Annotated in this window: 9 protein-coding genes; 5 read left to right on the top strand and 4 right to left on the bottom strand. The window is 51.7% G+C overall.

Annotation, left to right across the window (positions count from 1 at the left end):
* The first annotated feature begins 276 nt into the window (after positions 1 to 276).
* The 4 genes from M1D70_RS05490 to M1D70_RS05505 all read left to right on the top strand — a co-directional run bounded on the left by M1D70_RS05490 (position 277) and on the right by M1D70_RS05505 (position 8923).
* On the top strand, positions 277 to 1593 hold the full coding sequence (locus M1D70_RS05490; protein ID WP_009593153.1) for an ABC transporter substrate-binding protein: 1317 nt from the start codon (positions 277 to 279) through the stop codon (positions 1591 to 1593).
* A gap of 255 nt (positions 1594 to 1848) precedes the next feature.
* The gene (locus M1D70_RS05495) at positions 1849 to 4446 is read left to right on the top strand and encodes a LuxR C-terminal-related transcriptional regulator (RefSeq protein ID WP_456289365.1); all 2598 of its coding nucleotides are present in this window, start codon (positions 1849 to 1851) and stop codon (positions 4444 to 4446) included.
* Positions 4447 to 4696: 250 nt separating this feature from the next.
* Positions 4697 to 7927: an RCC1 domain-containing protein gene (locus M1D70_RS05500; protein ID WP_456289366.1), complete on the top strand. Its 3231-nt coding sequence runs from the start codon at positions 4697 to 4699 to the stop codon at positions 7925 to 7927.
* Positions 7928 to 8344: 417 nt separating this feature from the next.
* Entirely contained in the window at positions 8345 to 8923 is a 579-nt protein-coding gene (locus M1D70_RS05505; RefSeq protein ID WP_009593170.1) for a YecA family protein, read from the top strand.
* A gap of 566 nt (positions 8924 to 9489) precedes the next feature.
* On the opposite strand, the gene M1D70_RS05510 is transcribed toward M1D70_RS05505, so the two are convergent.
* Positions 9490 to 9936 carry a hypothetical protein gene (locus tag M1D70_RS05510; RefSeq protein ID WP_456289367.1) on the bottom strand — a complete coding sequence of 149 codons (447 nt, stop codon included), beginning with the start codon at positions 9934 to 9936 and terminating at the stop codon, positions 9490 to 9492.
* 322 nt (positions 9937 to 10258) lie between these two features.
* Here M1D70_RS05510 and M1D70_RS05515 point away from each other — a divergent pair, with 322 nt between their 5' ends.
* The gene (locus M1D70_RS05515; RefSeq protein WP_456289368.1) at positions 10259 to 10441 is read left to right on the top strand and encodes a hypothetical protein; all 183 of its coding nucleotides are present in this window, start codon (positions 10259 to 10261) and stop codon (positions 10439 to 10441) included.
* A gap of 388 nt (positions 10442 to 10829) precedes the next feature.
* Here M1D70_RS05515 and M1D70_RS05520 read toward each other — a convergent pair whose 3' ends face one another.
* The 3 genes from M1D70_RS05520 to M1D70_RS05530 are packed head-to-tail and all read right to left on the bottom strand — an operon-like array spanning position 10830 to position 13751.
* Complete coding sequence (locus M1D70_RS05520) at positions 10830 to 11702, bottom strand: ABC transporter ATP-binding protein (protein WP_456289369.1); 873 nt, start codon at positions 11700 to 11702, stop codon at positions 10830 to 10832.
* Positions 11703 to 11724: 22 nt separating this feature from the next.
* Positions 11725 to 12771, bottom strand: a complete 1047-nt coding sequence (locus tag M1D70_RS05525) for a FecCD family ABC transporter permease (protein ID WP_009593151.1) — start codon at positions 12769 to 12771, stop codon at positions 11725 to 11727.
* On the bottom strand, positions 12768 to 13751 hold the full coding sequence (locus tag M1D70_RS05530; protein ID WP_009593158.1) for a FecCD family ABC transporter permease: 984 nt from the start codon (positions 13749 to 13751) through the stop codon (positions 12768 to 12770). The genes M1D70_RS05525 and M1D70_RS05530 overlap by 4 nt, the downstream gene beginning before the upstream one ends.
* Positions 13752 to 13772: the final 21 nt, after the last annotated feature.

Consider the following 13772-nt stretch of genomic DNA (forward strand, 5'->3'; position numbering starts at 1 on the left):
GCGCAAGGTAGCTGAACATAAACATAGGGTTAACATCGCACCGCACGTTCGTTAGGACGTACGGTGCGATTTTTGCTGTCGGCCGCCGAGAAGCAGGTGATATCGAGACTAACAAGAAAATGATATGTTAGCATAATTTATGACAATAAAAACAAAAACAATTCATTTGTTTTGAACGTGTTAGCGATTATCATTTGAAATGTAAGCGATATCAGTAAGCGCTTCATGAAGATGCGAAGAAACGCAAGTACATTCAACGTACAGGGGGAAGACGAAATGAAAAAAAGATTTACGATGGCATTGCTTCTGCTCTTAACCGTATCATCCATTTTGGCCGCCTGCGGAGGAAATAAAACGAATAACGCAGGCACCGAGGCACCGCCGAGCGGCAACGCCGGCAGCGAGCCGACCGAGGCATCCGGCGAAGCGGAGCTGGGCGGCAAGCTGAAGGTGCTGACGCACCGCACCGACCTGGTAAACGACGGCACGCTGGACAAATACGTGGAAGCCTTCAAAGCAAAATATCCGAAGGCGGAGATTGAATTTGAAGGCTTGACCAACTATGCGACGGACATTCAGGTCCGTCTGACCACGGGCGAGGCCGGCGACGTGCTGATGATTCCGACTGGCCTTGCCACCTCGGAGTACGGCAAGTACTTTGAGCCATTGCCGGATACGATGTTCGAGGACGTTTATTTTGCGGACAATACCCTCTTCGAAGGGAAACGCTATGGAATCTCCACCGGCGTCAATACGCAAGGCATTGTATACAACAAGAAGGCGTTCCAGGCTGCAGGCGTCGACAAAGTGCCGACCACGCTGGATGAGCTGTACGCAGCCGCAGAGAAGCTGAAAGCGGCGGACATCATTCCGCTGTACATGAACTTCGGAGCCCAATGGACGATGGGCAACTGGGCGGATAACTCCGCATGGTACGTGAACGGGGATCCGCAGTTCGCCTCGAAGCAGGTCGCCGAGGAAGCGCCGTTCCAGGTGGATAATGCATGGGGCATCCTTGCGAATATCGGACGCACCTTCGTGCAAAAGGAATGGGTAGAGAAAGACTTGTACACAAACAACTGGGAGATTTCGAAAGGCGAAATGGCTTCCGGCAAAGCCGCGATGTACTTCCTGGGCAACTGGGTGATTCCGCAGGTGATCGGCGCCGGCGCGGCTTCGGAGGACATCGGCTTCTTCCCGCTCCCGTACGATAATAGCGGCAAGTACAACGCGCCGCTCGGTTCGGATTACTTCATCGCCGTCAGCAAAGACAGCAAGAACAAAGAGCTTGCTACCGCGTGGGTTGATTTCTTCGTGAAGGAATCCGGATACGTGGAAGATTCCGGCTTCATGCCGATCATCAAATCGGCGGAGTCCTCCATCTCGCAGCTCGCCGAATTCCAATCGTTCAATCCGACGCTGATCGAGAGCGAAGCGACCGATCCGAAGTTTAACGAGATCGCGAATAAGGCGCAGATTGGCATCGGTACCGGCGATTACGTCCAGGAATATATCGTGGCCGACGATCTGCAGGCTGCGTTCGACAAGCTGAACGCGAAGTGGAAGGAAGCCAAAACCGCACTGGGCTATTAATTCGAGAATCAACGGGTTAATGTCGAGATGCAGCTCCAAGCGGCCTTACTCTGGATGATCCAGAGTAAGGCCGCTTTTTGCGTATGCTGATCGGTTGTACAACAGCTTCACCAGTATGTATGCCAGCAGGCATTGTTTAGATCCTTTGAGAGGGTAATCCTATTAATTTCCGGGGAAACGCCGGACTTTGAGGATTAACCTGGAAAGATACTTAAGAGTATTTTATAGTAACAGTAAGACTTGGAGGTGACTCACATGGGAGAAGGGACTGTTATTCTAAGAACTAAATTGCAGCCGCCAGCATTACGGGATTCATGGATCAGCCGTTCTGTATGGGATGAGAGGGAGAATCAGGGCAGCGGGTATCGGATCATCACGATTGTAGCCCCTGCCGGCAGCGGAAAGACCACCGCATTGGTCCAGTATATGCACCATGAAGGGCAGCACGGACCGGCATCTTGGTTAACTTTGGATGAGCAGGATAACGATTTGCGGAGATTTTGGCGCTATATGATCCATTCGCTCTTGCCCTACTTACCTTCCGGGATCGAAAATCGCCTGCTGCCCCTGCTGGTTCCTTATTCAGGTCTAGTGATTTATTCTTTCTTGGATCAATTTATTATGGAGATGCATGGCATCTCTCTGTCTATAAACGTGGTATTGGACGATTATCATTCGATTACCCATCAGGAAATTCATGAAAGTCTGAATTATTGGATCGAGCATTTGCCCGATTCTGTCAGGGTGTTCATCGCTTCGCGCGCGGAGCTGCCCCTCAAGGGGATGGGGAGATGGCTGTTAAGCGGAAGATTGCAGCGGATAGGAGCGCAGGAGCTAGCATTCAACGAGGAGGATGCGGGCTCTCTGTGCCAACAGACACTGGGGCGTTCCCTCGCCCCTGAGAAGCTGAATAGCTTGGTTCGACGTACAGAAGGATGGGCAGCCGGACTCCAATTAGCACTTATTGCGCAGCGGCAGAACGAAGCTGCTGGCATACCGGGCTCTGATGCTTTTATCCAAAGTAACAGGCAGTTGAGTGATTACTTGAGTCATGAAGTCATGCGCGGGCTGGACAAGCCTTTACGGCAGTTTTTGCTGGAAACCTCGGTTATGAGGCGATTTCACGCGGACATATGCGCTGCCGTCACCGAGCTGCCCCAATGTGATGGCATGCTGGAGGTGCTAAAAGCCAAAGGGCTATTTCTGATTCCCTTGGATCACCAAGAACGGTGGCATCGTTATCATCATGTGTTTGGCGATTTCCTGAGCAGCTTATTAAAGCAGCAGAACCCCGAGCGATGGATTGAGCTTAACCGGAGAGCAAGCCAGGTATATGCGCGCGAAGGATGGCATGAGGAAGCGATCGATTACGCCTTGTTGGCGGAGGAATACGAGATGGCAGCCGCTCTGGTGGATCAGCATATGATGGAGCTGATCAAGAAGGGAGAATTCGACCTTCTTCAGCTGTGGCTTAACAGGTTTCCCGAAGGAATCCGTTTGCCGGACAGATTGCTGTTTGTGAAGATCTTTGTATATTCTCTTCTAGGGAAGCGTGACCAAGCACGGGATTTGCTTGAACGATTGGAAGCAGGTTTGTATGGACTGCCAATCATGGAGCGGCAGCTAGAATGGCTGAGCGGGCTTTTTTTTGTAAAAGCCAATCTTGCTTTTAATTCCAGACAATTTGATGAATGGTTCCAGTTTGCTCAGACGATTGAACATCGACTGCCGGAGGATCCCATATTCTTTAATTTCAATTACAATAACCGGGAACCTTTTGTGCGCAATACACCGTTCGGGCTTCAAGGCGTTCTTACGAATACCACGGCACAGGTAGGCACACAAATTGTCTCGATTCTGGAACGCCATGGCTGGGAGGATTCCTTGATGTGTCAATATGTCATGCAAGCCATGGCAGAAGGCTTTTATGAGAAGAATGAGCTGGATGCATGCGTATTCTGGCTGGATCGGCTTTTAGAAGGCAGACGATACAAAGACGTTCCAGGCTTGTTCATTCCGATCCGACTGACTATGGCTAGGCTCAAACGGAAGGAAGGAAACCACCATTCGGCAAGGGCGATCGTGCAGGATGCGTTGAATATCATGGAAGCAAGAGAAGATATATTATGGTGCAGTGCCTTGCGGGCTTTTTTGGTGGAGATCGATCTTAGAGACGGAGAGTTGTCCCTGGCAGAGGCTGGCTTTCAGGAGCTAAACCTTTCGTCGATGCAGCGGATAAGCCTTGAGTATTCATTGGAAATCATGACCTGGGCGCGACTGCTCATTCATCAGCAGAGAGCCAGTCAAGCGCAAACTATGCTTGCGGCCCTCCGGATTCAAGCCGAAGAAGCTGGAAGCATTAATATTACCGCATCTGTCATCGTCCTGCAGGCCTACGCGGAATACACTCGCGGAAACGTAAAGGCAGCTACGTTGTTTCTTCAAGAGGCGCTCTCGCTTGTCATGCCGTATCGATATAAACGCACATTTATGGATGAAGGGAATTGGGTGTATCAACTACTGCAGGAGCTGAATACTAACGGTGATGCTATGAAGACAGCTCCATTGAAAGATTATATGGCTGAACTGATGGAAGAGATGAGACAGGAGAAACTGGCAAGCCTAGATCTTCTGGACCATTTCGGTACATATGGGCTAACTCCCCAAGAAACACAAGTGCTGGCCCTGCTTCGCCGGGGGGATACCAACCAGTCCATTGCCGATGAACTAGGACTCACGGTGGGGACCGTGAAGGTGTACTTGAACCGGATTTACAGTAAGTTAGGTGTCAGCTCAAGAGTACAGGCGGTACTGAAAACCTTCTCGGGATCTGAAATGGAACGTTCGAAATAGAGGAGCATTTATTGTACATCGTACGTACTTCTCCTTGGGTACACGATATGTGGGTCGGGGCATGGGTGGATGGCTGTCGATCATATGTATTACTTCATTATGTTTATGCACCATAGCCGTGGAGCAGGGGGGTGAGCCGCGGTTTTTTCTCGTTTGTCCCCTTTGTTAACTTTGGATAATAGGCAATGGTCCCGGGGTTTTGTATACTTTTGTCGCATTCATATGAAATCCATAGAAGGGAGTCGACGCATTGCAACGTAAAATATGGCACATATGTCTCATCGTACTCTTGCTGGCGAGCCAGATGGGTACCACAGGGCATGCGGATACGGGAAAGGCAGGCTTACCCGGAGAGACTAACATCGTTTCGATATCCTCAAAAGGGTACCATACGTTAGCCTTGCTGGATAATGGAACGGTTTTGTCCTGGGGATCGAATATGGTGGGACAGCTGGGGAATGGGAAACAAGGTTCGAATTTCAGCACCAGCTTTGCGCAGCCAGTTTATGAGAATGTGAACGGTGAACTTAAAGTTCTCGCGAACATTGTAGCAGTCGAGGCATCACAACAATACTCGCTTGCTTTATCCGCTGACGGAACTGTATACGGCTGGGGCTTAAATGCAAGTAATGAATTGGGGCGGCCGTTCGAGGGAACCTATTATTATCCAACGGCAATCCCGATTGCAGGCCTGCCTCCGATTGAACAGATTTCTGCCGGAGTTACGCATGCCGCCGCATTGGCGAAAGACGGAACCGTGTGGGCTTGGGGAGATAATCAATCAGGTGCAGTAGGGAACGGTCGCCAAATGGAGTATGTCGAGAGACCGGTCCAGGTGAAGAAGAACGCTTCCGAATTCCTGACAGGAATTAAGCAAATTCATGCAGGAAATTGGTTTACCATGGCGGTAACGGAGAACGGGGAGCTGCTGGGCTGGGGGTATAACGGGGCCTATCAGCTGGGGGACCTCACATTAGTTAGTCACTCGTATCCCGTCCATGCGCTGGATAAGAACAAGAATCCTCTGAATGGAATCAAGAAGGTATCTACCGGTAATGATTATACCTTGGCCTTAAAAGAGGACGGAACCTTATTAAGCTGGGGGGTCAACGGTTATGGGCAGCTAGGCTCTGACACACTCCAGGGGACTTATTCAAATTATCCCAAGCCTGTATTGGACAAGGCATCTGGAGATGCTTTCGGCCATGTTGTTGATATATCGGCAGGGATTGCACACGTCGCAGCGATTCGCGAAGACGGCAGTGTGTGGACCTGGGGCGGCAATACCATTTGGGGTTCAGCGGACATTACAGGACAGCTTGGCCGTGGAGATGATCGGTTGGAGGAGCGGCCAGGGCGAGTCACCAGGCTGCCGGGTAATGCTAAAGTATTGCAAGCCGAGACCGGCGGTCATCATACGGTAATCATGCTGGATAACGGCACACTCTGGAGCATGGGGAGTAATAGAGAAAAACAGCTCGGAGGCGGCTATAAAATGGACAGCGCCATAGAGCCTACCCAACTGTCACTCAGCCATTATGACAAAGCTTACTGGCCTAAACAAGGCATCGGACCGGTTATGGGGCAGCCATACCGGTTGACTCTTCAGCTGGCCGGCCATGAAGGACAGCCGGTCAGCTTCGGTACGGACATCGTGGATATGCAAGCTGTAGGGGCGATGATAGTAGGGCCTGTAAGTTACATAGGAGAAGGGCGTTATGCGGCTGATATGCTGGCAGATTCTCCAGGGCCTGTTCAGGTAACAGCCAGGATCAATGGCCTGGAGGTTCCGGCAGCGCAAATTGTCGTACTGTCCGGAGAGCCTCACCCTGCCCATTCAGAGTTGACAGCAACGCCTTCCATGTCAGCCGTTGGCAGTGCTGATCCGATCGTATTGAGATTGCAGTTAAGGGATTCTGACGGAAATGAGCTGAACCGAAGCGGCGGTAAGGCGGCATTCACCAGCTCGCTTGGAACGGTCAGTGAACCGGTAGAAACCTCTTATGGCGTTTATGAAGCCGAGCTTCGATCCGATACAGCAGGTATAGCTAATATTGGTGTGACTTTGGATGGCAAGCCTTTTGAAGTGTCGGCCAAAGTATCGTTTAGAGCCGGGACTCCCAACAGAGCTTATTCCACATTAACGGCGAACCCGAAAATTGTGGTGGCAGATGGTAAGCAATCCACAGAGATCAAGCTTCACATCAAGGATGTCCATGGCAACGATCTGGACGATTATCTTGGCCCTATTGAGTTAACTTCTTCTTTGGGGCAGATGACCACGGTGACAGAGTCGGCCTATGGCGTCTATGAGAGCACCTTGGTATCTAATCAGCCGGGGATCGCCACAATCAGTGCATCGTCACTTGAAGGTCTGCTGCTCGCGGATCCCATTACGGTTGAGTTCGAGCTATTCATCCAAGGCATATCCTTCAACAAACAGCAATACGAACTGGAGATAGGCAGCTCGCTGCAAGCCAGTCTTATCGCAGCGGATGAACATGGCAATTCGAGAAACATTACATCGAATAGCAAGTTAACGATAGAGGACGAGACGATTGCGACAATCAGTACTGAGGGGCTGATTACAGGAAAAGGGAAAGGACAGACCGTTCTAAACGCCGTTTATGGCACGCATTCCACTAGTGCCGTAATCAAGGTTACGGATAAGGATGTTGACCCGGGTCCTGATCCGAATCCCGAACCTAATCCAAATCCAAATCCACAGCCGAATCCGGGTACGGTCACTGAACCCGGGTCAAATTCGGGCTCTGGTTCCAATCCCATTCCGACTCCTGGAACCGATAAGAAACCGGACTCTGAGTCAGGGAAAGGGGACAAACCAGCGGTGCCTCCGGCAATCGAAGATCAGGATCCGGTGCCTGGGAGAGGGGATGACGGAGAAAGAATAGAGACTTTAGAGTTCTCTGACGTGAAAGGACATTGGGCTGAGGATGCTATCATGAAGGCAGTTAAATCAGCTAAGATTAGCGGGTACCCAGATAAAACCTTCCGGCCCAATGCCTATATTACGCGTGCCGAGTTTGTCGTTCTGCTGAATCGTTGGTTTGGGCCGTTCGCTTCTGTCGAGGCCGACAGATCCGACACAAGTGAATATTGGCCTGATTGGTCTAAGGATGCCATTTCGGATGCTATGCAAGCAGGCATCTTGAAGGGCTATAAGGATGGCACTATTCGTCCGATTCAATCGGTTACCAGAGGAGAGCTTGCCGTGATGCTGCAGCGTGCCATGAAGCTTGCAGGAGCCCCGCTCCCTGTGGAAGGAAACAGCAGCCTGTCTGCTTACAACGACCATGCCCTGGTGCAAGCCTGGTCAAGGGAAGCCATGATGGAGCTGTCTGCCCGTGGATTGATCCAAGGCGACAGCCAGTCTAATCTGAGGCCAGGGAATCCGGCAACTCGGGCCGAGACAGTGGTCCTGCTCACTCGCCTGGAAGCGATATTAGAGCAAGGAAATTAAACGGATTTCACCGAGTATGGGCAAGCAGCCGCCTCTCTATAACGTATAGGGAGGCGGTTATTTCATTACCGCCAACAGGGGGCATCTATCGGAAACAGGTTACTGTAGATCAGATTCTATCTATGGAATCTTTACCAAAAATGGCACAAGTCTATTATAGGTTCTAACAAATTTGTTACATCCTACTTGCGTTATGACGATATTATAGAATAATATGAAAGGGCGCGGCTTTCATAGAGGGAACCCGCGCTTTTTTGCTATCTGGCTTGCCTCGGCACCTTCTTATCGGAAGCCCCCCCGTAAGAGAGTGTATATGACCCGAAAGGCTGGCATACCTTAAGGATCTGTAGGCTTGAGGTGCGCATTTTCATATTTTCCATGTATAATAGAAGAAATCATTCAAATAGGAGCTAGGAAATGAAAAAGCTAGGAAGAAACGATCTATGTCACTGCGGAAGCGGGAAAAAGTACAAAAGATGTTGTCTTGAAAGAGATGAACGCACGGTATACGGTAAAGTCATCCAGTTCCCTGGTGCGAAAGCAGCAGAGCCTAAGCTACAGGTCGATCAGTTGCGACAGATGATCAACGACAAGCTGGGGTGGATGGATTGGATCGCCGATGAGCATCGCGAGCTTGCAGAGTCTGTGTTTCCTCAGATCTGCCGGGATTACGAACTGCAGGATGAGCAGCAGCTGTTTCAAGTGTTCAGCCTCCTGATGGTCTGGAACAGCTTCTCCAGAGAAGCCAATCCGAAGTACCGCAAACAGGGTGGATATGCAAGTGCGATCGAATATATAGTAACTTCATCGCTTAACATTCCAACAACGAAGTCCGATATCGCGAAGAAACACGAGGTTTCGGTAGCCACGCTGACTCGCAACAGCGGCCAAATTCAAGATTTCATGGATGGCGTAGCGGCATCCGCAGACGACTCGTTCGCCGAGGATGAGGAACCCGCTGGCGAAGAGGATAAGGACTTGTCCTTGGGACGTTAATTGCCAAAGAGCCAAAAGTGAAAGCTCCATAGCAATAGTACAAGCATTAGCGCATTCGGTTTCATAGCTGTGACCGCTCCCCCAAGGGGGGCGGTCATTTTGCGTTGAAGGACCCAATCAAATCCAAAGTTGTTTATACAAGTTAAGCCTATATGGTTCCAGGTCACCATGTTTTATGAAGGCCTTGGTGATCCAAATCTAAATGTCGAACGAGTAGCCGGCAGAGTACGTAATGGGGGTCACCACATCCCTGCCGAAGATATCATGCACCGGCATCATTCTTCTATGCAAAATCTTCTCCAATACATGAGCCTGGTCATCTACTTGTGATAGATAATAGCGCACTGAGTGGAGAAATTGTGCTGGAGGCAGAATTCGGGGATTAAGCATAGGGAATTTAATTTGCCGTATTGGGTTTTACCTATCGTTAATCAGCTGAAAGCCTTGGAAAATTAATTCTAAAAAATTGTACTAAATAAAACTTTGCACTCAAGCCGCTCCATTCAAGAGGAGCGGATAATTGCATTAATCTATAAACCGGCGTTTTCGAAAGACTGCTTTCCGTACTAGGCAGAGGCTCCGCGTGACTTCGTCAGCAGCCAGCCCAAAGCGATGCCGTACAGCAGATGACCGGCCAGCCAGAATAGAAGGGCAGCAGGGTCGGATAATTCCGGGGTACGGTCAGACAAGACGGTGGTCGGATATAGGAGAAGTCCTACGGCCAAACAGGCCAATGAAACCCAGGACAAGCTTCGCCCGCGGGACCAATTCTTCTGCTTCAAAAAGATGGCTAGAGCGATGCTCAGCAGGACAGAGATGACGAGATGCAGCGCAAACTCGACAAGTTCGGAGAGCTTGAGTTCCTTCAAGAGAGGCACGTAATCGACGTTCAGGAGCAGCGTGTAGACCTCCAGCGAGGTGACGTGCTCGATGATCTTGAGGAACAGCCCGAGAAGAATGCCCGCCGCGATGCCTGCCCAGACCGGCCCGTTCAGCTTCCATGTACTCCGCATGAGCGACGCCCCCTTTTTTCGTTTATTGTATAATACCTGTCGTTCCGATGCGAAACGAACATTCTCGCTGTACAACATTGGAACGAATGAAGCGAGTACGATGACAGGCGGATAAAAGTGAATCTTGATTGCCAGGTTTTTTCTAAGCCCTCGGAGGTGAGGAGAATCAGGCTCTTCTTCGGCGAAGGCAGCAAGTCGTTGAGTTGCCGGGCCTCAGCTATGCAGGAGCTATCAGGCTTAGGGTGTAACCAATTCTTGTTGAGAAATTGTATAGTTCGGTCTTATATCCTAGTTCTATAGACTTATACAGCAGGGGGATAGGATGACAGACGAGTACTTTGACGAAATGCGCAAGTTCGGTCACGAGGATGAGATGAGGTATCGCATGTTGATGCGAGGGGTAAAGAAACTGCTGGAACAACGGAAGCGTGAAAAGTCCAAGCTGTTCGGAGGACTTCCGCTTCGACAGAAGCATAAAGCCCCGCGTGCAGGCAAATGGTCATAAGCGGTCGGTAACCGAATGGTTAGCGGAACAGCATGTGTACAAGTGGTGCAATGGAAGACGAAACCTATGTATTTAGCGTTTATTACAAATATAAAAGGCTGCCCCGACGTTTTGGGGCGGCCTTCTTTGTGCCTCTACATGCCTTGATATGTCTCTGTAGGCCTTGATATGTCTCTGCGGGCCTGATGTGTCTCTACATGCCTTGATGAGTCTCTGCGGGCCTGATGTGTCTCTGTAGGTCTTGATGTGTCTCTGTAGGTCTTGATGTGTCTCTTTTGTTTCTCGACATAGACCCAACAGATACAACAGATTCAAAGGTCCAAATAATTAAAAAAGCCGGCTTTCCCGCATAAAGCGAAAACGAAGCCGGCTGTTATGTTCGTATATGCTAGACCGTTGCCAGTTCAGGGGCGGGCACCGGAGTTGTTGTTGGTTGATTCGGTTCTGCCGCATTCGGCTGGACAGCCGAAGGTCGGCGTTTGCCCTTCCCGCGCGGAACGCACATCGGAGTCCCGTACAGCGGGTCCGGAATAATTTCGCATGGGAGCTGGAACACGGTCTGCATCAAGTCGGAATTGATGATATCTCCCGGTTTGCCTTCAGCCTTAATGCTCCCGTCGCGGATGGCCACGATATGGTCGGCATAACGGCAGGCCAGATTGATATCATGCAGCACCATGACGATGGTCCGCTGTTCTTTGGCGTTTAAGTCGTACAGCAAATCCAACACTTCGATCTGGTGCGTCAAATCCAGATAGGTTGTCGGTTCGTCCAGCAGAATGAGCGGCGTTTCCTGCGCCAGCGTCATCGCAATCCAGGCCCGCTGCCGCTGACCGCCTGACAGCGAGTCAACTGTACGATCGGCCAGCTCGGTCAGTCCCGTGGATTCAAGAGCCGCTGTGACCGCTTCTTCATCTTCCCGCGACCATTGGCGCAGCCAGCTCTGGTAAGGATAACGCCCTTGCTTCACCAGCTGCATGACCGTCAGCCCTTCCGGAGCCGTTGGCCCTTGAGGCAAAATGGCCAGCTTCCGGGCCACGTCCTTGGTGGACAAGCTTGCGATGTCGGCCCCGTTTAGTACAACCGAGCCGCGCTGCGGCTTCAGCAGCCTGGCCATGGAGCGCAGCAAAGTGGATTTGCCGCAGCCGTTGCTGCCGATAAACACGGTGATTTTACCTATAGGCACGGTTAAATCCAGATTTTCGAATATAAAGTCTCCCCCGTAGGACAGACCCAATCCCTTTGCTTCCAGCGTATTCATGACGCTTTAGCTCCTTTCGGTTCTAGAATCGATTGCGGTTACGATAAAGCAAGTAGAGGAAGAACGGCGCGCCGATCGCGGCGGTGAATACGCCTGCCGGTACGTCGCGCGGCAGAAAGGCCGTCCGTGCCACCAGGTCCGCGACAAGCAGCAGAATCGCACCGATCAGCGCGCTGACCGGAAGCACGCTTCCGAAGTTGGGCCCCACGAGCCTGCGGGCCATATGCGGTGCCATTAATCCGATAAAAGCAATGGCGCCGCCGATCGAGATGGCCGCTCCGGCCAGAGCAACGCTGAGTCCGATCAGAATCAGCCTCTGCTTCTGAACCTGCGCGCCCGTGCTGCTGGCCACGTCGTCTCCCAGGGCCTGGATATTCACATTTCTGGCTTGCAGCCAGGTTAGCGGAAGAAGAACGGCGACCCAAGGAAGCAAGGTCATTACGTCCTTATCCCAGGACATGCCGTAAATGCTGCCCGCCATGAAGGTAAGCGAACGGTCCGCCAACTGCAGCGGTCCGGAGATGATCAGCATATAGGAGATCGATTTGATCGCGGCCGATACCCCGATTCCGATCAAGACGAGTCGCAGCGGCGATACGCCATTTTTCCAGGCAAGCACATACAGCAGTCCGGTAATGAAAAAAGCGCCGAGAATGGCGAAGAGCGGCATCCAATGGATGGATACGGCTCCCGTAAATATGAAAATGAAGAGAACCGCCCCCAGCGATGCTCCCTCCGTAATGCCGATGACATCCGGAGAAGCAAGCGGGTTGCGGATGACGCCTTGCAGAATCGCCCCCGCCACCGCGAGAGCCGCGCCGATCAGCACAGCAATGATAATACGGGGCAGCCTTAGCTGCATGACGATGACCTGCTCCATCGGGGGAGCGTCACCGAGTAACGCTTTGACGACATGCAGCGGCGAAACAAACTGGCTGCCGGTTCCCGTGCTGATAATCATGGTGGCAATGCAAAGCACGAATAGGATCAGGCACACCCATAGGGTTCTTCGCTCCAGCATAAACGAGACTTTGGCGTTCCGGGAACGGAATATGCGGTGTTTACTCATTGTGCTCGCCTTCCTTTCCTGGCTATGTACACGAAGAACGGCACCCCGATGATTGCAGTCATCACGCCGACAGGGACTTCCTTCGGCATGGCAATGTATCTGGAGCCGAGATCGGCCGTCACCAGCAGGAGTGCGCCAAACACCGCACTGTAAGGTAGTATCCACCGATAATCATTTCCTATTAAATACCGAACGATATGAGGGATGATGATCCCTACGAATGCGATGGGTCCCGCCGCCGCTACGGAGCCGCCGGCCAGCAGGATGACGGCTGCAGCAGCTAACAGCTTGATGAGTGCGGTTTTTTGCCCGAGGCTCTGGGCGATGTCGTCTCCCATGGAGAGGGCGTTCAGATGCCGTCCCAGCAGCAGCGCAGCCAGCATGCCAACAGCCATGTACGGCCATACGGCGGTTAGCTGGTTCATATCACGTCCGGCTACCGAACCGACCAGCCATACCAGCACCTGATCAAACATTTTGCCGTCGGAGAGCATTAGTCCTTGGGTCAGGGAGTGGAAGAAAGCGGCCATGGAAGCCCCCGCCAAGGTGATTTTGACCGGCGTCATGCCGTCCCTGCCGATGCTGCCGAGGAAGAATACGATACCGCCGCTGACGGCAGCTCCGATCAACGCGACCCAGGTAAGGGACTGGAGTCCGCCAATGCCCAGCCAGCCCGATGCCAGAATAATGAAGAAAGCCGCGCCGGAGTTCACGCCAAGCGTGCTCGGCGACGCAATCGGATTGCGCGTGATAACCTGCATAAGCGCACCCGCAACGGCAAGGCATGCCCCCACGGCGACGGCAATGAGCGCTCGTGGAAGCCTTGCCGTGAGAATAATCAGATGTTCGTTGCTTCCGTTAAAGTGAGTGAACGATTCCCATACCTGATGAAGAGGTATGTTCGTTACTCCGAATGCGATGCTGCACATGACTGCAGCGGCCAGCGCCAATAGCGATATCAATAGTCCGAATACGCGCATATATACTCACTTTCTTAAGTC

It is taken from the genome of Paenibacillus sp. AK002, assembly GCF_053903045.1.